The organism is Pseudomonas sp. NPDC098747 (assembly GCF_044760045.1).
Classification (GTDB): domain Bacteria; phylum Pseudomonadota; class Gammaproteobacteria; order Pseudomonadales; family Pseudomonadaceae; genus Aquipseudomonas.
This window is the reverse complement of sequence record NZ_JBIWAL010000006.1, coordinates 178,990-200,068: the sequence shown is the minus strand read 5'-3', so window position 1 is coordinate 200,068 and position 21,079 is coordinate 178,990. Positions and strand designations below refer to the sequence as shown.

General features: G+C 58.4%; 20 protein-coding genes. 9 read left to right on the top strand and 11 right to left on the bottom strand.

Features of this window, described 5'->3' with window-relative positions; translation table 11 throughout:
- The 3 genes from rplQ to bfr form a co-directional block, all read left to right on the top strand.
- Window positions 1-287 (top strand): 50S ribosomal protein L17 (gene rplQ / locus ACIQVE_RS06200; RefSeq protein WP_402805621.1); only part of this gene is annotated, 287 nt, incomplete at its 5' end.
- 239 nt (window positions 288-526) lie between these two features.
- Window positions 527-1,981, top strand: a complete 1,455-nt coding sequence (locus ACIQVE_RS06195) for a catalase (RefSeq protein WP_402805617.1) — start codon at window positions 527-529, stop codon at window positions 1,979-1,981.
- A 149-nt stretch (window positions 1,982-2,130) separates the two neighbouring features.
- The gene (bfr, locus tag ACIQVE_RS06190; protein ID WP_402805615.1) at window positions 2,131-2,598 is read left to right on the top strand and encodes a bacterioferritin; all 468 of its coding nucleotides are present in this window, start codon (window positions 2,131-2,133) and stop codon (window positions 2,596-2,598) included.
- 64 nt (window positions 2,599-2,662) lie between these two features.
- Here the strand turns inward: bfr and uvrA are convergent, their stop codons facing one another.
- On the bottom strand, window positions 2,663-5,497 hold the full coding sequence (gene uvrA, locus ACIQVE_RS06185; RefSeq protein WP_402805612.1) for an excinuclease ABC subunit UvrA: 2,835 nt from the start codon (window positions 5,495-5,497) through the stop codon (window positions 2,663-2,665).
- A 191-nt stretch (window positions 5,498-5,688) separates the two neighbouring features.
- On the opposite strand from uvrA, the gene ACIQVE_RS06180 reads away from it, so the two are divergent.
- From ACIQVE_RS06180 to ACIQVE_RS06170, 3 genes are all read left to right on the top strand, one after another.
- A complete protein-coding gene (locus tag ACIQVE_RS06180) occupies window positions 5,689-7,086 on the top strand; it encodes an MFS transporter (protein ID WP_402805610.1) in 1,398 nt (465 codons plus the stop codon).
- 9 nt (window positions 7,087-7,095) lie between these two features.
- Entirely contained in the window at window positions 7,096-7,620 is a 525-nt protein-coding gene (locus tag ACIQVE_RS06175) for a single-stranded DNA-binding protein (protein WP_042561333.1), read from the top strand.
- 265 nt (window positions 7,621-7,885) lie between these two features.
- Window positions 7,886-9,091, top strand: coding sequence for an acyltransferase family protein (locus ACIQVE_RS06170; protein WP_402805607.1), 1,206 nt, complete (start codon window positions 7,886-7,888; stop codon window positions 9,089-9,091).
- 78 nt (window positions 9,092-9,169) lie between these two features.
- Here ACIQVE_RS06170 and ACIQVE_RS06165 read toward each other — a convergent pair whose 3' ends face one another.
- From ACIQVE_RS06165 to ACIQVE_RS06135, 7 genes are all read right to left on the bottom strand, one after another.
- On the bottom strand, window positions 9,170-10,327 hold the full coding sequence (locus ACIQVE_RS06165; protein WP_402805605.1) for a glutathionylspermidine synthase family protein: 1,158 nt from the start codon (window positions 10,325-10,327) through the stop codon (window positions 9,170-9,172).
- Window positions 10,328-10,329: 2 nt separating this feature from the next.
- Window positions 10,330-11,025: a DUF1190 domain-containing protein gene (locus tag ACIQVE_RS06160; protein WP_402805602.1), complete on the bottom strand. Its 696-nt coding sequence runs from the start codon at window positions 11,023-11,025 to the stop codon at window positions 10,330-10,332.
- Window positions 11,026-11,042: 17 nt separating this feature from the next.
- Entirely contained in the window at window positions 11,043-11,468 is a 426-nt protein-coding gene (locus ACIQVE_RS06155; protein WP_402805599.1) for a DUF350 domain-containing protein, read from the bottom strand.
- A gap of 15 nt (window positions 11,469-11,483) precedes the next feature.
- On the bottom strand, window positions 11,484-12,134 hold the full coding sequence (locus ACIQVE_RS06150; protein WP_402805597.1) for a DUF2491 family protein: 651 nt from the start codon (window positions 12,132-12,134) through the stop codon (window positions 11,484-11,486).
- A 215-nt stretch (window positions 12,135-12,349) separates the two neighbouring features.
- Window positions 12,350-13,048, bottom strand: a complete 699-nt coding sequence (locus ACIQVE_RS06145) for a PspA/IM30 family protein (RefSeq protein WP_402805594.1) — start codon at window positions 13,046-13,048, stop codon at window positions 12,350-12,352.
- 16 nt (window positions 13,049-13,064) lie between these two features.
- Complete coding sequence (locus ACIQVE_RS06140; RefSeq protein WP_402805592.1) at window positions 13,065-13,733, bottom strand: YjfI family protein; 669 nt, start codon at window positions 13,731-13,733, stop codon at window positions 13,065-13,067.
- A gap of 155 nt (window positions 13,734-13,888) precedes the next feature.
- Window positions 13,889-14,443 (bottom strand): cysteine hydrolase family protein, encoded by a 555-nt coding sequence (locus ACIQVE_RS06135; protein ID WP_402805590.1) that lies wholly within the window; start codon window positions 14,441-14,443, stop codon window positions 13,889-13,891.
- 101 nt (window positions 14,444-14,544) lie between these two features.
- Here ACIQVE_RS06135 and ACIQVE_RS06130 point away from each other — a divergent pair, with 101 nt between their 5' ends.
- The 3 genes from ACIQVE_RS06130 to ACIQVE_RS06120 all read left to right on the top strand — a co-directional run bounded on the left by ACIQVE_RS06130 (window position 14,545) and on the right by ACIQVE_RS06120 (window position 17,684).
- On the top strand, window positions 14,545-15,525 hold the full coding sequence (locus ACIQVE_RS06130) for a GlxA family transcriptional regulator (protein WP_402805587.1): 981 nt from the start codon (window positions 14,545-14,547) through the stop codon (window positions 15,523-15,525).
- A 301-nt stretch (window positions 15,526-15,826) separates the two neighbouring features.
- Window positions 15,827-16,936 carry a DUF3182 family protein gene (locus tag ACIQVE_RS06125; RefSeq protein ID WP_402805584.1) on the top strand — a complete coding sequence of 370 codons (1,110 nt, stop codon included), beginning with the start codon at window positions 15,827-15,829 and terminating at the stop codon, window positions 16,934-16,936.
- Window positions 16,926-17,684, top strand: a complete 759-nt coding sequence (locus ACIQVE_RS06120) for an alpha/beta hydrolase family protein (protein WP_402805581.1) — start codon at window positions 16,926-16,928, stop codon at window positions 17,682-17,684. The genes ACIQVE_RS06125 and ACIQVE_RS06120 overlap by 11 nt, the downstream gene beginning before the upstream one ends.
- Window positions 17,685-17,795: 111 nt before the next feature.
- Here the strand turns inward: ACIQVE_RS06120 and ACIQVE_RS06115 are convergent, their stop codons facing one another.
- From ACIQVE_RS06115 to ACIQVE_RS06105, 3 genes are read right to left on the bottom strand one after another with little or no spacing between them, the layout of a single operon-like run.
- Complete coding sequence (locus tag ACIQVE_RS06115) at window positions 17,796-18,782, bottom strand: lysylphosphatidylglycerol synthase domain-containing protein (protein WP_402805578.1); 987 nt, start codon at window positions 18,780-18,782, stop codon at window positions 17,796-17,798.
- Window positions 18,779-20,053 (bottom strand): cardiolipin synthase ClsB, encoded by a 1,275-nt coding sequence (clsB, locus tag ACIQVE_RS06110; RefSeq protein WP_402805576.1) that lies wholly within the window; start codon window positions 20,051-20,053, stop codon window positions 18,779-18,781. Before clsB ends, ACIQVE_RS06115 begins: the two co-directional genes overlap by 4 nt.
- Window positions 20,050-20,847: an endonuclease/exonuclease/phosphatase family protein gene (locus ACIQVE_RS06105; RefSeq protein WP_402805573.1), complete on the bottom strand. Its 798-nt coding sequence runs from the start codon at window positions 20,845-20,847 to the stop codon at window positions 20,050-20,052. The genes clsB and ACIQVE_RS06105 overlap by 4 nt, the downstream gene beginning before the upstream one ends.
- Between the last annotated feature and the right edge of the window lie 232 nt (window positions 20,848-21,079).

Here is a 21,079-nt window from a genome sequence, read left to right as displayed (position 1 = left end):
TCAAAACTACCCTGCCGAAAGCTAAAGAACTGCGTCGCGTTGCTGAGCCGCTGATCACTTTGGCCAAGACAGACAGCCTGGCTAACCGCCGTTTGGTTTTCGACCGTACTCGTTCGAAAGCTATCGTTGGTAAGCTCTTCAACGACCTGGGCAAGCGTTACGCTACCCGTGAGGGTGGCTATCTGCGCATCCTCAAGTGCGGCTTCCGCACTGGCGACAACGCGCCTATGGCGTACGTCGAGTTGGTTGATCGTGCTACCGGCGGTGAAGCTGTATCCGCTGAGTAAGACGTCAGTCTGAAACGAAGAACCGGGCCTAGTGCCCGGTTTTTTGTGCCTGCAAGAAAATGAGTGATTCGTACAAGCTTCTGACTCTGTTCTTTTGTCATTATGTGTGGGAATTGATCATTAGTAATTTTCTATCGATGTTTACAAGGTAATGAATTTGTAGGTCTCGCATCGATGATCAATACTTCCCAACAAGCCGATTAGCCGGCAGTTTGAAGACTGAAGAGGAAGAAGTCCGTATGAGCCAGATCAAAACGCTTACGACCGCCAGTGGCGCCCCCGTCGCTGATAACCAGAATTCTCGCTCTGCCGGCCCGCGTGGCCCGCTGCTGCTCGACGATTTTCACTTGCTCGAGAAGCTCGCCCATTTCAATCGTGAAAACATTCCTGAGCGCCGTGTTCACGCCAAAGGTTCGGGTGCTTACGGTACGTTCACTGTTACTCGCGATATCACCCAGTACACCAGCGCCAAGCTGTTCGAGTCTGTTGGCAAGCAAACCCCAACATTCCTGCGATTCTCCACGGTAGGCGGTGAACGTGGATCGGCTGATACTGAGCGCGACCCTCGTGGTTTCGCTTTGAAGTTTTATACCGAAGAGGGCAACTGGGACATCGTTGGCAACAACACGCCAGTGTTCTTTATTCGGGATCCCCTGAAGTTTCCAGACTTCATCCACACTCAAAAGCGTCTGCCACAAAGCAACCTGAAAAGTGCGCAAATGATGTGGGACTTCTGGTCGCACTCACCGGAAGCGCTGCATCAGGTGACCATTCTGTTTTCCGATCGCGGCATTCCGGATGGCTACCGTCACATGCACGGCTTCGGTAGCCACACTTACAGCCTGATCAGCGCACAGGGTGAGCGTCATTGGGTGAAGTGGCACTACAAGACCAAGCAAGGGATCAAGAACCTTGCACCGGCAGATGCCGCACGTGTGGCAGGCACCGATCCGGACTACGCCCAGCGTGACCTGTTCGAAGCGATCGAACGTGGTGACTTCCCGAAATGGCGCGTGTGCATCCAGATCATGACCGAAGCCCAGGCTGCGGCACATTACGAGAACCCGTTCGACGTCACCAAGACCTGGTCGCAGAAAGAATTCCCGCTGATCGAAGTCGGCGAACTGGAATTGAACCGCAATCCGCTGAACTACTTCGCCGAAGTCGAGCAAGCTGCATTCGGCCCAAGCAACATGGTTCCAGGCGTCGGTCTCTCGCCTGACCGCATGCTGCAAGGTCGTGTGTTCGCTTACGCTGATGCCCACCGCTACCGTATCGGCACCAACCACCAGCAATTGCCGGTGAATGCTCCGCGCAGTCCGGTGAATACTTATCAGCGCGATGGCTCGATGGCTTTTGGCAGCAACGGTGGTGCGGCACCTAACTACGAGCCGAACAGCTACATCGAGTCGCCGAAGCAAGCGCCGCATTATGCTGAACCTGCGCTGGCCTTGAGCGGTGCGGCTGATCGTTACGATCACCGCGAAGACACCGATTACTACAGCCACGCCGGCGCACTGTTCCGCTTGATGAGTGACGAGCAGAAAGCGCTTCTGGTCAGCAACATTGCCGGGGCAATGGGCGGGGTTTCGCCTGACGTCGTCGATCGTCAGTTGCAGCACTTTTACAAAGCCGATCCGGCGTATGGAGAAGCAATCGCAAAGCTGCTCAGCGTACAGCTTAACGAAGTCTAAACGAGAAGCAGAACCGCCCTCATTTGGGCGGTTTTTGCGTTATTTAGGCTGCTTTTCTCAGAATATCTTCGCTTTTATTGCGTAGGAAGGGTGACCTTCCAGTCAGGTTGGTTCAAACTACAGCCTTTCAAGCAGGGAGATGTAGGGCGATGCAAGGCCACCCAGATGTTATCGATTACCTCAACACGTTGCTGACCGGCGAACTGGCCGCGCGTGACCAATATTTCGTTCATTCGCGGATGTATGAGGACTGGGGGTTCACCAAGCTCTACGAGCGAATCAACCACGAGATGGAAGAAGAGGCGGGTCACGCCGATGCGTTGATGCGCCGGATTCTGATGCTTGAAGGCACACCGCGTATGCGTCCGGATGATCTGGATGTCGGCACCACGGTGCCGGAGATGCTCGAAGCGGATCTGCGCCTTGAGTACAAAGTCCGCGCTGCGCTGTGCAAAGGCATCGAACTCTGCGAGCAACACAGAGACTACGTCACTCGCGAGATCCTGCGGATTCAGCTGAATGACACCGAAGAAGATCACACCTACTGGCTGGAAAAGCAGTTGGGCCTGATCAAGCTGATCGGTCTCGAGAACTATCTGCAATCTCATACTTCCTGATTGCATAGATACAAAAAAGCCCCTGTCACTGATGAAGTGACAGGGGCTTTTTCATGCCCGGTGTTTAGGCTCGATCACGGATCAGCAACGGCTTGAGGTAGTAACCGGTGTGAGATTGCTTCATCTCGGCCACTTCTTCCGGTGTGCCGGTAGCGATGATCTGCCCCCCCTTGGAACCGCCCTCAGGCCCGAGATCAACCAGCCAGTCGGCCGTTTTGATCACGTCAAGGTTGTGTTCGATCACCACCACGGTATTGCCGTGATCGCGCAGGCGATGCAGCACGTCGAGCAATTGCTGGATATCCGCGAAGTGCAGGCCCGTGGTCGGCTCATCGAGGATGTACAGGGTCTTGCCGGTGTCGCGTTTGGATAGCTCGCGAGAGAGCTTGACGCGCTGCGCTTCACCGCCGGATAGCGTGGTCGCAGACTGCCCGAGCTTGATGTACGACAGCCCCACATCCATCAGCGTTTGCAGCTTGCGCGCCAGCGCCGGGACCGCATCGAAGAACACCCGGGCTTCCTCGATCGTCATCTCGAGGGTTTCGTGGATGTTCTTGCCCTTGTACTTGATCTCAAGGGTTTCGCGGTTGTAGCGCTTGCTCTTGCACACGTCGCACGGCACGTAGATGTCCGGCAGGAAGTGCATTTCCACTTTGATCAGGCCATCGCCCTGGCACGCTTCGCAGCGACCGCCCTTGACGTTGAACGAGAAGCGCCCAGGTCCGTAACCACGCGAGCGTGATTCCGGTACGCCGGCGAAAAGTTCGCGGATTGGCGTGAACAGCCCGGTGTAAGTCGCCGGGTTGGAGCGCGGTGTACGACCGATCGGGCTCTGGTCGATATCGACGACTTTGTCGAGATGTTCCAGGCCTTTGATGCTGTCGTGTACTGCTGCTTCCAGCGTGGTCGCGCCGTTGAGTGCCGTGGCGCTCAGCGGGAACAGCGTGTTGTTGATCAGCGTCGATTTGCCTGAGCCGGACACACCGGTCACGCACGTCAGCAGGCCGATCGGGATTTCCAGATCGACATTGCGCAAATTGTTGCCGCGCGCCCCCTTGAGTGACAGGGTCAGCTTCTTGTTGCGTGGCGTACGCTTGGCTGGCACTGCGATCTTCACCCGGCCCGACAAGTACTTGCCGGTCAGCGAGTCCGGGTGTGCCATGACTTCGGCGGGCGTACCTTCGGCGACGATATGGCCGCCATGCACACCGGCGCCCGGGCCGATATCCACTACGTAGTCTGCCAAACGGATGGCGTCTTCGTCGTGTTCGACCACGATCACCGTGTTGCCGATATCGCGCAGATGTTTGAGCGTACCGAGCAGTCGGTCGTTATCGCGCTGGTGCAGGCCGATGGACGGTTCGTCGAGGATGTACAGCACGCCCACCAGGCCAGCACCGATCTGACTGGCCAGACGAATTCGCTGGGCTTCACCGCCGGAGAGGGTGTCAGCACTGCGATCCAGCGACAGATAATCCAGACCGACGTTAACCAGAAACTGCAGACGCTCACGGATTTCCTTGAGGATCTTGTCGGCAATCTCGCCACGACGTCCGGTCAGCTTTAGCGTGCCGAAATACTCGCAGGCATCGCCGATCGGCAGGTTGGTCACCGCCGGCAGAGTCTTCTCGCCGACCCAGACGTGCCGCGCCTCGCGACGCAGACGGGTGCCTCGGCAATCCGGGCAAGACTGAGTACTGAGGAACTTGGCCAGCTCTTCACGCACGCTCGCCGATTCGGTCTCGCGGTAACGTCGCTCCAGGTTCGGCACGATGCCTTCGAACGGGTGCGAACGTTTGACGATATCGCCACGGTCATTAAGGTATTTGAAGTCGACGTTCTGTGAGCCGCTGCCGTGCAGGATGAACTTCTGCTGATCGGCGGGCAGTTCGTTGAATGGCTTCTCCAGGCTGAAGCCATAGTGCGAGGCCAGCGAGCCGAGCATCTGGAAGTAATAGACGTTACGCCTGTCCCAGCCGCGAATTGCGCCTTCGGCCAGCGTCAGTTCGCCGTTGACCAGCCGCTTGATGTCGAAGAATTGCTTAACGCCCAGGCCATCGCAGGTCGGGCAGGCGCCGGCCGGGTTGTTGAAGGAGAACAGCTTCGGCTCAAGTTCGCTGATCGCATGGCCGCAGATCGGGCAAGCGAAGCGTGCGGAGAAGATCATCTCTTCGCCCGGCTCGTCGTCCATCGGCGCCACGAGGGCGATACCGTCCGCCAGTTTCAGTGCGGTCTCGAAAGACTCGGCCAGACGTTGCTGCAGATCGGCGCGAACCTTGAAGCGGTCGACGATCACATCGATCGAATGCTTCTTCTGTTTATCCAGCTTCGGCAGCTCGTCGAGCTCGCAGATTCGGCCGTTGACCCGGGCGCGGACGAAACCTTGCGCACGCAGTTCTTCAAAAACCGACAGGTGCTCGCCTTTGCGTTCGCGAATCACCGGTGCCAGCAGCATCAGCTTGCTGCCTTCCGGTTGCGCCAGCACCAGGTCGACCATTTGGCTGACGGTCTGCGCCTCCAGCGGAATATCGTGATCCGGGCAACGCGGCGTACCGACGCGTGCATAGAGCAGGCGCAGGTAGTCGTAGATTTCGGTGATGGTGCCGACCGTGGAGCGCGGGTTATGCGAGGTCGATTTCTGTTCGATGGAGATTGCCGGCGACAAGCCTTCAATGGTGTCGACGTCGGGTTTTTCCATCATCGACAGGAACTGCCGGGCATAGGCCGACAGGGATTCGACATAGCGGCGCTGACCTTCGGCGTACAGGGTGTCGAAAGCCAGGGAAGACTTGCCGGATCCGGACAGGCCGGTGATGACGATCAGTTTGTCCCGTGGCAGGGTCAGGTCGATGTTCTTCAGGTTGTGGGTACGGGCCCCACGTATCAGGATCTTGTCCAAAGTGGCCTCGCTCGGCGGGCGTCGAAAACGTAGGAGTATACGGGCAAATACTGGATGGATGCACACTATCAAACCAAGCGTTTTTTGCCTTGCATGAAGAGAGTTTCATCTATGCGTGGCAAAGCGTCGCGATCTACCCCGTCTTTCGATGGGACTGGTAGAATCGCCGCCGGTTCACACGAGGTTTTTCCATGCACGATCCCCACAGCGAACGCATGAGTGGCAGCGAGACCCGCGCAGCGAGCGGTCTGGCCCTGGTGTTCGCCTTCCGTATGCTTGGCATGTTCATGGTGTTGCCGGTGCTGGCGACCTATGGCATGGATCTGGCGGGAGCGACCCCGGCCCTGATTGGGTTGGCTATCGGCGCTTACGGCCTGACGCAGGCGATCTTCCAGATTCCGTTCGGGTTTATTTCCGACCGCATCGGCCGTCGGCCAGTGATTTATCTGGGGCTGATCGTCTTCGCCCTCGGCAGTGTGCTGGCCTCTCAGGCCGACTCGATCTGGGGTGTCATCGCCGGGCGGATTCTGCAAGGTGCCGGGGCGATTTCCGCTGCGGTCATGGCGTTACTGTCTGACCTGACCCGCGAACAACACCGCACCAAAGCGATGGCGATGATCGGCATGACCATTGGCCTGTCATTCGCCGTGGCCATGGTGGTCGGGCCGCTGCTGACCAGTGCGTTCGGTTTGTCCGGACTGTTTCTCGCCACCGGTGCGATGGCACTGGTGGGGATCGTGATCGTCATGTTCATGGTGCCGAAATCCACCGGGACATTGCAGCACCGTGAATCGGGTGTAGCGCGGCAGGCGTTGCTGCCGACGCTCAAGCATCCGGATCTGCTGCGCCTCGATTTGGGCATCTTTGTGTTACATGCCATGTTGATGTCGAGCTTCGTCGCGCTGCCTCTGGCACTGGTGGAAAAAGCCGGTTTGCCCAAGGAGCAGCACTGGTGGGTCTACCTGACAGCACTGCTGATTTCGTTCTTCGCCATGATCCCGTTCATCATCTATGGCGAGAAGAAACGCAAAATGAAACGAGTTTTGCTCGGCGCCGTCATGACGCTGATGCTGACTGAGCTATTCTTCTGGCAGTTCGGTGACAGCTTGCGGGCTCTGGTGATTGGCACGGTGGTGTTTTTCACCGCGTTCAATCTGCTGGAGGCTTCATTGCCGTCGCTGATCAGCAAGGTTTCACCGGCGGGCGGGAAGGGCACGGCCATGGGCGTGTATTCCACCAGCCAGTTCCTCGGTTCGGCACTCGGCGGGATACTCGGCGGCTGGCTGTTTCAGCATGGCGGTCTGTCGGTTGTGTTCCTCGGATGCGCCGGTCTGGCTGCCATCTGGCTAGCCTTTGCTGTTACCATGCGCGAACCTCCCTACGTGACGAGCCTGCGCTTGCCGTTGTCGCCCGAGGCGATCCGCGAAGCGGGTCTGGTCGAGCGCCTCAAGGCCCTCGTGGGGGTAACAGATGCAGTGATAGTTGCTGATGAAGCGGCTGTTTACATCAAACTGGACAAAGAATTAGTGGATCGCGACACCCTCGAACGCCTGGTGAACAACCCGGCCGGGGCTGCTTGCGAAGCCTAGGAGAACGTTATGGCCCGTGGGGTTAACAAAGTCATATTGGTCGGCACTTGCGGCCAGGATCCCGAAGTTCGCTACCTGCCTAACGGTAACGCCGTGACCAACCTGAGTCTGGCAACCAGCGAACAGTGGACCGACAAGCAAACCGGTCAGAAGGTCGAGAAGACCGAATGGCACCGTGTTTCGATGTTCGGCAAGGTTGCAGAAATCGCTGGCGAATACCTGCGTAAAGGTTCGCAGGTGTACATCGAAGGCAAACTGCAGACCCGTGAGTGGGAAAAAGACGGTATCAAGCGTTACACCACCGAAATCGTGGTCGACATGCAAGGCACCATGCAACTGCTCGGCGGCCGTCCACAACAGGGCGAGCAGCAAGGCGGCGGCAACAACTATCAGCAGTCCGCTCCAGCGCCACGTCAGCAGGCTCCGCGCCCGCAGCAGTCGGCTCCGCAACAGCGTTCGGCCCCGGCTCCACAGCAAGCCGCGCCGCAACCGGCTCCGGATTTCGACAGCTTCGATGACGATATTCCGTTCTGATTTGTGTCCTGAATCGCTCCGGATTTATCCTCAGAACCCCCGCATTGCGGGGGTTTTGTCGTTTTGGCAGGGCTCAAAGTGGCGAGCGCTCCATGAGGTGACCGGACGGTCCCGGCGATTGCGGCAGTAAAGTTTTGCTCTGAGCCTTGAAGGCGCGGCCAAGCCGATCCATGATCCGTCCCGGCGGCTGGCGACCCAGTCGATTTTTTGCAAGAGCAGGTCCCCCGGTGTAGGGGCTGTTCCATCACAACAACAAGAGAAACCGATGAGCAGTAGCAAGAACAAGGAAATCGAGTACCTGCGCGGCGTGGCGATCCTGATGACGGTGTTGGCTCACATCACTCTGATGTTGCCGTTCCATGCAGGGTTCTTTGGAAATTTGCTTAATGTGTATTCACCCTGGTCAGGGGTGGATCTGTTTTTCTGTATTTCCGGTTATGTGGTCAGCAAGGCCTATCTCGATTACTTCGACAAGAATCGCGAACAGAACCGGTTCGGCGTCGCCGCTACTTCTTTCTGGATCCGTCGGGCTTATCGTCTTCTGCCCACCGCGTGGCTATGGGTGCTGATACCGCTGGCGTTCTCGATCTTCTACAACCAGTCGAATGCGTTTCAGTCTTGGTTCGAGAATCTGCGCAGCTTCACCGCAGTCGCGACGTTTTCGGGAAATCTGGCGAATCAGTACGGCGTGCTGCTGGGGCCGAATTCGGTCTATTGGAGTCTGGCGCTGGAAGAGCAGTTTTACTTTATCTTCCCGCTGTTCCTGTTGCTGATCACCTCTACGCGCTGGCGGGTAATCGCCTTGATCGCGCTGATTGCCGTGCAGTTTCCTCTGGATCGCAATGGCTTTGGAGCGGCACCAGCCCCGATGCTTTTCTCGTTCCGGCTGGACGCGATGATGTGGGGCATTCTGTTGTGCCTGTTCACGCGCACGTCCTTGTACAAGCAAATCGAGCCTGTGGCGCTGGGTGACAGCGTGTTCAAACGGCTGGGCATCACGCTGTTTCTGCTGTACATGCTCGGCGCCATTGCCGGCCAAATGATCTCCATGCCGATCGCGGTCGGACTGATTGCGCTGAATGCGTTGATCCTGGTCTGGCTCTCCAGTTATCAAAAAGGCTACATCTACTGCCCGGCGATTTTGAGCGGGTTGGGGCAATGGCTGGGGTCGCGCTCCTATGCGTTGTACGTCATCCACATGTTCGCCTACCACTTGAGCACGGAGATCTGGAGCCGCGTGGCCAGCGAGCGGGGCGTGGCGCTGGGTGCAGAGTTCACAGTGGAAATGGTGCTCACCGCATTGGCGATCATGGTCGTGTGCAGTGAGTTGAACTACCGCTTCGTCGAGACGCCACTGCGCCGCCGGGGTGCGGAAATCTCGCGCCGCAGAATGGCCGGCATCGGCACCCACGAGGCGGCCAAAGAAAAGCCCCTGGCGGAAACGCCGGTTCGCTCTACCGAGCTTTCATAACCGGTGCCAGAAACGAAAAAACCCGTAACGCTGTAACGCTACGGGTTTTTTATTGCTGAAAATTTACGGTTCAGCGGCTCAGTCAAGAATCAGGTGCGGCAAGAACCGGCTCGAATCCTTGGTGATCAGACTGTTGTCCTCACGCACTCCAATCCCCGCCGCTTGATCACCAATCACCCAGGAACCGATCAACGTGTAGCTGTCATCGAACTTCGGCAATGGCGCAAACTCTTGCAGGATGAACGGCGCATCGGTGTAAGGCCCGTCTTCTTTGACGATCAGACCGTCCGCGGTTTGCAGCTCGATGTTGGCACCTTCCCGGGAAAAGTACGGTTTGCGCACCCAGCCCTTGGGCACTGCGCTGGCCGGATTGGGATCGAGATGCGCCGCGAGCAGATTCGGATGGCCCTTGTGCAATTCCCACAGCAACGGCAACGCGCCTTTGTTCGACAGGATCGCTTTCCACGCCGGCTCGAAAAACTGCGTATCGCACGCGGCAATCGCCGCGCCGAACGGCTCGTGGAAGATGAACTCCCAGGCGTGCAACTTGAACAGGTGCGGGATCCAGCGATCCTGCAGGTCGACAAAACGGCCATCGGCGCTGAGGCCAATGTCCTCGATATCGATGTGGCGAGATTCGATGCCGACTTTTCCCGCGATCAGTCGCAGGTAGTCCGTGGTGCCCTTGTCTTCGACCGAGTCTTTCATCGAGGCGAAGTAGAACGGTCGCTTGAGCTGCAATTCGGCGAAGGCCTGATGCAGTTTGGTGTCGATGCTGTTGAACTGGTCGGCATGGCGCGGCAGCGTGCCGCGCTCGATGCATTGCTCCAGCCAGCCCCACTGGAACGCCGCCGCTTCGTAGAGGCTGGTCGGCGTGTCGTAGTTGAGCTCCAGCAGTTTCGCCGGGCCGTTGCCGCTGTAGGAAAAGTCCATGCGCCCGTACAGATGCGGATGACCTTCCAGCCAGGAAGTGCGGATCATGTCGTAGTACGCAGCCGGGATGCTCAGGCGATCGAGCAACTCTTCGCTGTGCACTACGCGGTCGACCAGATCCATGCACATCTCGTGCAGTTCGGTGGTCGGATCCTCCAGATCATTTTCGATCTGCGCAAGCGTGAACTGGTAGTACGCGCTTTCGTCCCAGTAGGGTTCGTCGTCGATGGTGTGGAACATGAAGCCGAGGCTCTCGGCTGTCTGTTTCCAGTCGGGGCGCTCGGCGCAGTGGATCTTTTTCATGGTCAGCTGCTCGAACGACCGGAACTGCTACCCCAGCCACCCCAACCGCTGCGCGCGCTGGACTGGCTGCCGAAGCCGCCACGGGAAGTCGAGGAGGCAACGTTCACCGGTTTGCTTTTGGTGCTTTCGTAGTCCGGTTGGCTGCGCGGCGCCGATTCGATTTTGCGGTACTGCGTCGAGGTGTTGTAGGTCTGGCGCGTATCGCGGTCGCGGTAAACCGTGCGGTTGGAGTTGTTGCTCATCGCATTGCCGATCAGCCATCCGGTCAACATGCCATTGCCGCCACCCCCGCCACCGGAGTAGTGCGAAGTGCTCTGGGTCGCGTTGCTGGATGTCGTGTCACCCGCCGGCATCTGCGCGTCGGCGATGGCATCGAGATTTTGCGGAGCTTCACCGGGCTGCGGCACTTTGAAACCGCCGAGTTTCGGCACGAAACGACCATCGGAATTTTTCTGACACCAGTCGGCGGCGAAATCCGCATCACACTTGGTTTTGTCGTCGTACGCCGGAGCGATGCGCCGGTGCTCGTTCAGGGCTGCAACGTAGGCATTCGAGCAGGCATCGGCGGCGACTTCGGCATCGACGCACTGTTCCACGCTCTGGAAGTTGCGTGGCTGATCGACGGCCGTCGCTTCGCCGGAGATGGCCATGGCCACCGACGCTGCGAGGGACAACTGAACGTATTTACTTCGTTTCATCTAAGGCTTCCTGCCGATCAGTTGGACGGTGTCATGCACGCAGCGTTGAGCATGCCGACGCTGATCGCCACGGCAGCGACGTAGATGCCGGCAGCGATTTCACCGTTGGCGATGCGCTGCGAAGTACCTTTGAGCACCAGGGTGGTGCCAAGGAATGCCAGCAGTTGCACCACTGCGGCGATCACCGCCCAAACGACGAAGTCGACAACGTTGACCGAAAAGGCGATCACGTTACTGGCAGGAATGGCGAAACCGATGATTGCACCGGCCAGCGCGACGGCAGCAGCCGTGTTGCCGGAGCGAATCAGCTCGAATTCTTTGTGCGGGGTGATGCGCGTGTAGACGAATTGAAACAGCATGAACAGCAGCACAGCGCCGATCAGGTAGACGATGAAACCGGTCAACGCGGTCTTGTTCAGGGAAACGGCCAGCACTTCAAGCATAAAAAACTTCCTTATTTAAATGGCGCTCAGGTCAGTCGTGTACAACGAGATGCCCAGCGAGGTGCTCAGGCTGACGGTGCCTTCTTCGTCCTGTTCGACGGAGAACAGCAGCAGTTCGCGGCGATCGGTCAGACCGGTCTCGCGCGCGTAGAGCATCGAATGGTGGTTGATGGTGTAGCTCTCGTCCGGATTGACCACCTGCTCGGTCATCGGCACCAGTTCGGTCTGAGCTTGTTCGGTGCCCCACTCGCGGGTGTATTCGACACCGTCGTGGGTGTAGGTCGGCAAACCGATCAGACTGTTGGGGCCGGCCAGGCGCTGCAGTTCGGCGTCGCTGTTGACGGTCACGTAAGTGAGGTAGTTGAACAGCGTGACCGATTCGATCTGGTCATCGCCCGTGACGTGGATCTGCACCCAAAAATCCTCGTCATTCATGTAATAGCGGTGCAGTTTGTTGGACTGACCGAGATCAACCCAGCCTGCGCTCCAGACCGCTTGATCGAAGGGCACACGCACCGAAGTCGAACCGTCGAGCAGCAACGAAAGGGTCGAATCGAACCTGACACCCTTGCCCTGCGCCATGCCGAGTGGGCCACTGGCAACGGTGGACGTTGGCGCAGCGGTCTGCCAGTTGCTGGTGCCCAGCAAATCTTTAAACCATCCCATGGGTACGTTCCTTGAAGCGGGTGGAGGTGTTCGTTGGCAAAAAAACGTCGCTAGTGTACCGGGCTGCGTGGTGAACGAGCAGGCAAAAATAGTGCTCAGGCAAAGCAAAAAACTGTGGGAGCGAGCTTGCTCGCGATGACGGTCGCACATTCAACATTATTGTTGACTGATACACCGCTTTCGCGAGCAAGCTCGCTCCCACATGGATTTGCGTTTTACTGAGCCGACTTCTGCTTCAGGCGCTCAAGGATCGCATTGGCGCTGCCTTCGTTCGGCGTGATGCCTGCGTCGCGCAGTTTGCGGTCCAGATCGTTGCCGGTCGCAGCGTCAGCCAATTCGTCCGCAGCGCTCAGTTCGGCCGCACGCTGCTGTTGTTTGGCTTGTAGACGATTCAGGGTACCGACTGCGGTTTCCAGTTTGCCGTTGGCACCGCCGCTGGCGATGGACGCGCTGACCTGGGCTTTCTGCACGCTGTCACGCGCCTTGGCCATGTCCACTTGCTGGCGCAGGCTTTTGATCCGCGATTCGGCCTTGTTGATGTCTTTGCGCATGTTGGCGGCGTAGGTGCCGAACTCGTCGCTTTGCTTTTTCTCGACATCAAGGTCGTTGGTCAGGGTCGAAATCGCTTCGGCCACTTCCAGCGCCAGGTCTTCACGACCGGCGTTCAGGGCCGAAACAGCCTTGGCTTCCAGATCCTTGATCTTGGCGTCGTACTCGCTCACGCGGTCGGCAGCCAGTTTGTGCTTGGCCATGATGGTGACCAGTTCACGACGGGCGTTCGACAGCGCGGTGTCGGCGTCGCGAATTTCCTGGTCGAGGATGCGCAGGGCCTGTTGGTCGACGATGCTTTCGCCGACTTCATTGGCGCCGCCGCGCAGTGCAGTGAACAACTTGCTCCAGATGGACTGAGTCATTGGATATTCCTGATGATTACTTGAAGAAGTGTTCGAAGGCTTCACTTGCGCGCTGCACGTTGTCGACCAGGGTTTTCACCTCGGTGACAACGTTGGTCAGGCTCGAGTCGGCGCTCAGCGCGCCAAACATGTTGTAAACGGTCTGGCCGTTAGGCATCGACTCGATACCGATCGACGACAGCGGGAACATTTCCCGGCTGCGCAACACGGCATCGTTGAAGGCATGGACATCAGTGATCGAATCGATGTCCACCAGCACGGTGTCGACGATGATCTGCTGACCGGCCAAGGCGATGTGAATCGGCAGGCCGCCGAATTCGTTCATTTCCAGCTTGATGCTGGCTTCGGAGCTCTGGATCAGAGACAGCGTGATCTCTTGCGAAGCCACCTCGTCCAGGGCCTTGAGGGCGTTGAAGAGGCTATCTATGTTCCAGTTGTTGCCTGCGCTCATGTAAATCTCCGACATGATTGAGCCAGCCAGAATCGGTTGGCGTAGCTGTTGCTCCATCTGCTTGAGCAAGCTTCGGTTTTCGGGAAGCACCCAAGTTTCGTGTTTCACATAACCGGCGGCAGCCAGGCCCGCGCGCATCTGCTTCATATAGAAACTCGACGGCTTTTTCGCGGACGGTTTCGAGCGCTCTCCCTTTGGGCTCTCTGTTGTAACGGTGGGGGAGCGGCTTTTCATGGCAATGATTCCGTTATGAATATCTCACGCGTGAGCCACACTACAGCCAATTCAAAATGCCATCAATGGCTCACGCGTGAGATTTTTATGACAGGCGTAAAAAGGCCCGCTGCGAGGCGGGCCCTGGTGTTTACAAAGTATTTCGCGGTAGCGGGTTAGCGGTTGGCTGCGATGAATTCGTCGGTGGACACCACATTGGCGTAAGCAAACCCCAGCGCCGACATGAATGCAGCGTGGACGTGCGCCGCTGGTATGGTCAGGCCATTGAACTCCAGATCACGGCTGGCGCAGGCATCGTGGATCACTGTGACGCTGTAACCCATATCCGCCGCCGCACGGGTGATGCCGTCAACGCACATGTGGCTCATGCTGCCGACCACCACCAGTTCCTTGATGCCTAGTTCATCGAGGATCGATTGCAGTTCGGTTTCGCGGAACGAGTTGACGAAATGCTTGAGCACCACCGGTTCGTCGTCGCGGTTGATTACTTTCGGATGCAGCTTCGCGCCGTCGGAACCTGGCGTGAAAAACGGTGCCTCGGATGAAGTGAATTCGTGGCGGATATGGATCACCGAATCACCCGCGTCACGGAACGCTGCGATCAGCTGTACAGCGTTGTCGGCAGCGGCATCCGCACCGACCAGCGGCCACTTGCCTTGGGGGAAGTAGTCGTTCTGGATATCGACTACGATGAGCGCTTGCTTGGCCATGGTTGTGTCCTTGAAGTATGGGTTGGAAGTGGCCTCAGTATTGGCGCTGGCCGGTGATTCGAGGATTGGCCGCACCGACAATAGACAGGGGAAAACTGACAATGGGCGCAGAAAGGGCCGCCGTGGCTGAATTGGGCGTGCTGATTTATCCCGGCGCGCAGATGGCGGCGGTGCATGGTTTGACTGATCTGTTCGCGGTGGCCAATCGGATCGCTGGCGAGCATCAGGCTGCGCAATTGCCGCGGTTGCGCGTCAGTCATTGGCAGGCCGAAAGTGATCAGCCGCCGGCGCGGGTTTACGACAGTCTTCCCTGCACCGAAAGCCATTTGCTTGCGGTGCTGATTCCGCCTTCGATCGCTGGATTCTCTGCGGCGCAAATGCCAGCGGGTCTAGCGCCATGGCTGCGAGAGCAACACGCCCGTGGTGCGACGCTTGGCGGCGTTTGTGTGGGCTCACTGATGCTGGCCGAAAGCGGTCTGCTTGATGGTCGCAGCGCCACCACTCACTGGACCTCGGCCAAGGCATTCGCCGAGCGTTATCCGAAGATCAAACTCAAGGCGGATACGCCGATTGTCGATGACGGTGACTTGATCACCACGGCCGGTTTGATGGCCTGGTCGGAGCTGGGTTTGCGCCTGGTCGATCGTTTGCTCGGGCCGAGTATCGCCACCGGCACCGCGCGGTTTCTAGTGATGGAACACAGCGACAGTGCCAGCGAGTGCGGGAGTAATTTTGCCCCTATTCTCAGTCATGGCGATGCGGCGATTCTCAAAGTGCAGCACTGGCTGCAAGGCACCGGCGCGACGGATGTTTCGCTGACCGCAATGGCCGAGCGGGCAGGGCTGGAGGAGCGCACGTTTCTGCGTCGGTTTCGAGCGGCGACCGGGTTGAAGCCAACCGAGTATTGCCAGCATCTGCGGGTGGGCAAGGCGCGGGAAATGCTCGAGTTCACCAACGGCACGATCGACAACATTGCGTGGACGGTGGGCTATCAGGATCCGGGCGCGTTTCGGGCGATTTTCAAGAAGATCACCGGGCTGGCGCCGAGTGAGTATCGGGGGCGGTTTGGTTTAAGTCGTTAATCCGTAATACCGCATTACCTGTGGGAGCGAGCTTGCTCGCGAAAGCGCTGAGTCAGTCGATATCATTGTTGGCTGACAATCCCCCTTCGCGAGCAAGCTCGCTCCCACATGGAATTTCCGGGATCTGGGGGATCGTGCAATTTGCCGGGAATTTGCGGGCCGTCGTGCAGATTGAAACGATCGCGGTGCCATCATGGTTTTAGCAAATGACTGATTCTTCTAAAGTTTTCATACTTTTACCGTTGGCCTGATCTCTGCACCTATCCCGTCTACATCCACTGCAATGCCTGAAGGGGGACGCATGACCCCGACACCCCGCAAGAAAACCGTGGTTGCCCACTCCGTTCGCGCCGATGCGCCGCAGCATGAAGTGCAGACCAACAAGGCGCTGGCCCGATGGCTGGCGCAGATTCTCGGGTTCAAGTTCGGCGGCACTTATGACCACGCGAAACATCGTGGCAGTGCTCTTTACCTGTTGCCGACGCAAACCATCGTCGGCGCCACCAACGCTCAAGCTCTGGGGATAAAAGGCCCTGAGGATTTGTGGGGCGGATTCGTCGAACACGACTTCATCTGCACCAAAGCCATCAGTCATGGCCTGCGCAGTCATCTTGCTCATGCGCCGCAAGGCTGGTCGCCGCTGTTCTCCGAACGCGTGCGCAGCGTGGTGCTTGACGGTCTCAGTGTGTTCGCCTTCGAAGATGCGCGGCCTGCCGCCGAGCATTTGCTGTACAGCGGGCCGATCCGCTTGAAGCCGATTCACGCCTGCGCCGGTCGCGGTCAGGAAGTCATCAAAAGCCTCGACGCCTTCGACGAAATTCTTGCCCGACCTGAAGCGCACGAGCTGTTCAGCGAGGGCGTAGTGCTGGAGCAGGACTTGAGCGAAGTTATCACCCACAGCGTCGGCCAGTCATTCATCGGCGATAGAGTGCTGAGTTACTGCGGTGATCAATACTTGACCAGAGATGCTCATGGCGAAGACGTCTACGGCGGCTCGCATCTGCTGGTGGTGCAGGGTGGTTATGAAGATTTGCTGGCGCTGGAATTGCCTGATGATGTGCGTTTGGCCATCGAGCAGGCACAAGTATTCGACAGCGCCGCCGACGAAGCCTACCCGCGTTTCTACGCCTCGCGCCGCAACTACGACATCGCCCAAGGGTTGGACAGCAACGGCAAAACCCGCAGCGGCGTACTCGAACAATCCTGGCGCATGGGCGGCGCCAGCAGCGCGGAAGTGGCGGCGCTGCAAAGTTTCGTCAATGACCCCGGGATGCGTGCAATCCGCGTATCTTCAGTGGAAACCTACATCGATCAGCCGCTGCCGGCGGACGCCATCGAGGTGTATCGCGGCCCGGCTGAGAACAGCGAATTTCTCCTCAAATACGTAACGGTCAAATCTTATGACGGCTAGAAGCGAAAGCATTCAAATCGACATTGATGATGAACAGATGAGCGGGACGTTTCTCAGTCCTAAATCGAAGGTGCCGGGGGTGTTGTTTGTCCACGGTTGGGGCGGTAGCCAGGCGCGGGACCTTGAACGGGCCAAAGGGATTGCCGGCCTCGGCTGCGTGTGTTTGACGTTCGACCTGCGCGGGCACACTGGCGGCAGCGGAATTGCGCTGAGTCGGGTGACCCGCGAAGACAATCTGCGCGACCTGTTGGCGGCTTACGACCGCTTGCTCTCACACCCTGCACTCGACACCTCGGCCATTGCCGTGGTCGGCACCAGTTACGGCGGCTATCTCGCAGCGATCCTCACCTCATTACGCCCGGTGCGCTGGCTGGCGCTGCGGGTGCCGGCGCTGTATCGCGATGAGCAATGGCACACGCCAAAACGTGATCTGAACAAGGCTGACCTTCGCGATTATCGCGGCGCACTGGTAGGCGCCGACAACAACCGCGCACTGCACGCGTGTTCGCAATTCACCGGTGATGTGTTGCTGGTCGAATCGGAAACCGACGACTACGTGCCGCACGCGACGATCATGAGTTACCGCGCCGCGTGTCAGCAGACACATTCGCTGACGCACCGGATCATTGATGGGGCGGATCATGCGTTGACTGAGCCGGTTTCGCAGCAGGCGTATACGTCGATTCTGGTGGACTGGATTACCGAGATGGTTGTGGGTGAACGGTTGAGCATTATCCAGTCTGCATAAATTGCGGTGCTCTCTCGACCGTCTTCGCGAGCAAGCTCGCTCCCACAGTTAAAATTCGATCCCCTGTGGGAGCGAGCTTGCTCGCGAAGAGGCCAGCGCTGCAGCACAAAATCAGGACGGTTTCTTCTTGATCCGCAACGACTTGGCCTTCGCCTCCACAACCAGATACATCACCAGCGTAATCAGCAGCGGCAACAGAAAATATATCGCTCGATACGCCAGCAACCCCGCCACCAGACTGCCCCGCGATGCCTCATGTTGGAGCAGTGCCACGAACACCGCTTCCAGCACCCCAAGCCCCGCCGGAATGTGTGTAATGACCCCGGCAATCGCACTGATCAACAGCACGCCAAGCACTAACGGATAATCCAGTTTGCTCGGCAGCAGTGTGAAGATCACCGCCGCCATCAGCGACCAATTCAGTGCGCCGAGCAGCAGTTGCAGCACGGCCATGCGCAGCGACGGCAAGTTGATTTCCACACCACGAATCGACCACTCGCGACGCTTGGAAAACTGACACGCCGAAAGATATGCGGCGCTGATCAGCAGCAACAGCACGCCAATACCTTGCAACGCTAAGGTGCTGATTTTCCAGCCCGGCGGCATGCTCACCAGCCCGCTGCTGAATACCACACCGGCGATGGTCATGTAGCCAAACCAATTGGTCGCCAGGCTCAGGCCTAGAATCTTGGCGATGTTGCTTTTGCTCACGCCGAGTCGCGAATACAGGCGATAACGCATGGCGATCCCGCCGACCCACGCGCTGAGGTTGAGGTTGAACGCGTAGCTGATGATGCCCACCGGCAAAATCTGTTTCCAGGTCAGGTCCTGGCGAATATAGGTGCGGCCGATCAAGTCGAAACTGGCATATGTCAGAAAACTCACCAGAGTGATGCTGGCGGCGATGATCAGCGTGCGAACCTTGAAGTCGGCAAGGGTTTGCAGCACCTCGGTCCATTCGATCCGCATGGCGAACATGGTCAACAACGCGATTAGTGCGAGAAAAAACAATAGAGTCAGCGGACGTTTCCATTTGCTCCAGCGCGAGTGGGCCGCTGGCGCCTCATGGCTGGCGGTTGGCGCTTCGGAATGGCTCATGAGTGGTCACCTCGAAATGGCTTGAGCCTGGGTTTGTGTGCTGGTAACCAGCCGGCCATTGCCGGGAAATGCCGCAAAAAGTGAAACACCAGAAAACCCACGGTCATGTGCCAGATACGTCCGCGCGGTGACTTGGCGGCATCCATGGCTTTGCAGTGGTTCTGGCTGAGGTCTTCAAGGCGGTCGAACAAATGCTGGTTGAACGCGCGATCGCGGATCAACACGTTGGCTTCCAGGTTCAGCGACAGGCTCAGCGGGTCGAGATTGCTCGAACCGACGGTGCTCCATTCTTCGTCCACCAAGGCGACTTTGCCGTGCAGCGGGCGCTCGCAATATTCGTGGATCTGCACGCCGGCCTTGAGCAGATAGTCGTAGGTCATCCGCGCCGCGAGTTTGGCCACCATCATGTCCGGTTGGCCCTGAAGGATCAGCCTGACATCAACCCCGCGCCGCGCTGCATTGCGCATCTCGCGCAGCAAGCGATAGCCGGGGAAAAAGTAGGCGTTGGCGATGACCACGCGGTGTTTGGCGCGGCGCAGCACCTGTAAATAAATGTCTTCGATATCGGTGCTGTGCTGGTCGTTATCGCGAAACACCAGGCGCACCTGGCCGTCGTGATCGGTGGAGGCCATTTCTGCGCGGCGCTGGCGACGGCGTTGCCACCAAAATCTCGCCCGGCCGGGACGACCGCTTTGCAGCAGGGCGAAATGATGGATGTCGGCCACCGCCGGACCCTGAACTTCCACCGAGTAATCCTGCTTGGCTTCCGGGCCGAAATCGGCCAAGTGATCGCCAGAAAAATTGATCCCGCCGATAAACGCGACCAAGCCGTCGACCACGACGATCTTGCGGTGCATCCGGCGAAACCAGTTGGTGCGAAAACCCAGGCGTTTTGGGGCGGGATCGAATATTTGCAGATGCACGCCGGCATCGCTGAGCGCATTGAGATACTCGGTGCTTAACTCGCCGCAACCGAAGCCGTCGAGGCTGACCGTGGTGCGTACGCCACGGCGGGCGGCATCGATCAGAATCTCCTGTAATTCAGCGCCAACCTTGTCTTCGAAGACGATGAAGGTTTCCAGGAGGATTTCACTCTTCGCCGCGCGCATCGCAGCGAACACCCGAGGGAAATATTCCTCGCCGTTTTCCAGCAACTCGACACGGTTGCTGCCCTGCCACTTGTATTCGACATCGACGTGGCCCGGCTGGCGTATCGGCGGGTTGGTAGTCATCGGTTCCACAGCGGATTTCTCCAGCGGTGCGCTGCTCATAGCTCGATCTCCACCGATAACGGTACGTGGTCGGAAAGGTGCGACCAGGGCCGGTTTGCCAGCACTTTCGGCTGACTGGCCTTGAGGTTGCGCACATAGATGCGGTCCAGCCGCAGCGTCGGCAGACGCGCCGGAAAACTGCGCGCCGGTTTGCCGTGATGCTCGGCGAACACTTCACGCAGACCGCAGGGTTTGAGCAAGGAATCAGCACGCTGGCGCCAGTCGTTAAAGTCACCGGCAATAATCACTGGAGCGTCGTCCGGCAGTTCGGCGAGGCGTTGCATCAGCAAGCCAAGTTGTGCGTTGCGATGGCTTTCGCGCAGGCCCAGATGTACGCAAATCGCGTGCACCTCGCCGCCGTCACCGGGCAGGCGCAGTACGCAGTGCAGCAGGCCACGGTTCTCGTGACCACTGATTGAAACGTCGAGGTTGTCGTGGCGGGTAATCTGGAATTTCGACAGCAGCGCGTTGCCGTGATCGCCCTCCGGGTACACCGCGTTGCGTCCGTAGGCGAATTGCGGCCAGAGGCTGTCGGCGAGGAATTCGTACTGCGGCATCGTCGGCCAATTGGTGTAGCGCTTGGGATGGTGCTCGTGGGTGCCGTGGACTTCCTGCAAGAACACTACATCGGCAGCCACACTGCGCACCGCTTCACGCAACTCCGGCAGTATGAAACGCCGGTTGAGCGCGGTGAAACCCTTGTGGGTGTTGACCGTCAGCACTGTGAAACGGCGTACTGACGATTCGACGACCGAGCCTTCGTCAGTGAAGCCGACCGGTTCTGAAATGCTCATGCCTGCGCCCCTTCGCCAGCCGATTCGCCTGGCGTGGTGGTCACGTCTTCGAGACCGATGTGAATCGTTGTCATGCCGCCCTCTCGTCGAAAGTCCTCGTACAGCCTCTGTCTGCTGATGACTGCTGGCAGTTCGGGAAAGTTTCGACGGCATTACGGACGGTGCATTTCAATAAACTGCAGGGAGCTGATCTTTATGGTTTTCAATACCTGAGTTTGACTGTGGGCTTGCA

Bases quoted from the DNA above. Each gene is read 5' to 3' on its own strand.
- ACIQVE_RS06195 (WP_402805617.1), top strand. From the start codon at position 527: ATGAGCCAGATCAAAACGCTTACGACCGCCAGTGGCGCCCCCGTCGCT.
- bfr (WP_402805615.1), top strand. From the start codon at position 2,131: ATGCAAGGCCACCCAGATGTTATCGATTACCTCAACACGTTGCTGACC.
- ACIQVE_RS06180 (WP_402805610.1), top strand. From the start codon at position 5,689: ATGCACGATCCCCACAGCGAACGCATGAGTGGCAGCGAGACCCGCGCA.
- ACIQVE_RS06175 (WP_042561333.1), top strand. From the start codon at position 7,096: ATGGCCCGTGGGGTTAACAAAGTCATATTGGTCGGCACTTGCGGCCAG.
- ACIQVE_RS06170 (WP_402805607.1), top strand. From the start codon at position 7,886: ATGAGCAGTAGCAAGAACAAGGAAATCGAGTACCTGCGCGGCGTGGCG.
- ACIQVE_RS06165 (WP_402805605.1), bottom strand. From the start codon at position 10,327: ATGAAAAAGATCCACTGCGCCGAGCGCCCCGACTGGAAACAGACAGCC.
- ACIQVE_RS06160 (WP_402805602.1), bottom strand. From the start codon at position 11,025: ATGAAACGAAGTAAATACGTTCAGTTGTCCCTCGCAGCGTCGGTGGCC.
- ACIQVE_RS06155 (WP_402805599.1), bottom strand. From the start codon at position 11,468: ATGCTTGAAGTGCTGGCCGTTTCCCTGAACAAGACCGCGTTGACCGGT.
- ACIQVE_RS06150 (WP_402805597.1), bottom strand. From the start codon at position 12,134: ATGGGATGGTTTAAAGATTTGCTGGGCACCAGCAACTGGCAGACCGCT.
- ACIQVE_RS06145 (WP_402805594.1), bottom strand. From the start codon at position 13,048: ATGACTCAGTCCATCTGGAGCAAGTTGTTCACTGCACTGCGCGGCGGC.
- ACIQVE_RS06140 (WP_402805592.1), bottom strand. From the start codon at position 13,733: ATGAAAAGCCGCTCCCCCACCGTTACAACAGAGAGCCCAAAGGGAGAG.
- ACIQVE_RS06135 (WP_402805590.1), bottom strand. From the start codon at position 14,443: ATGGCCAAGCAAGCGCTCATCGTAGTCGATATCCAGAACGACTACTTC.
- ACIQVE_RS06130 (WP_402805587.1), top strand. From the start codon at position 14,545: ATGGGCGCAGAAAGGGCCGCCGTGGCTGAATTGGGCGTGCTGATTTAT.
- ACIQVE_RS06125 (WP_402805584.1), top strand. From the start codon at position 15,827: ATGACCCCGACACCCCGCAAGAAAACCGTGGTTGCCCACTCCGTTCGC.
- ACIQVE_RS06120 (WP_402805581.1), top strand. From the start codon at position 16,926: ATGACGGCTAGAAGCGAAAGCATTCAAATCGACATTGATGATGAACAG.
- ACIQVE_RS06115 (WP_402805578.1), bottom strand. From the start codon at position 18,782: ATGAGCCATTCCGAAGCGCCAACCGCCAGCCATGAGGCGCCAGCGGCC.
- clsB (WP_402805576.1), bottom strand. From the start codon at position 20,053: ATGAGCAGCGCACCGCTGGAGAAATCCGCTGTGGAACCGATGACTACC.
- ACIQVE_RS06105 (WP_402805573.1), bottom strand. From the start codon at position 20,847: ATGAGCATTTCAGAACCGGTCGGCTTCACTGACGAAGGCTCGGTCGTC.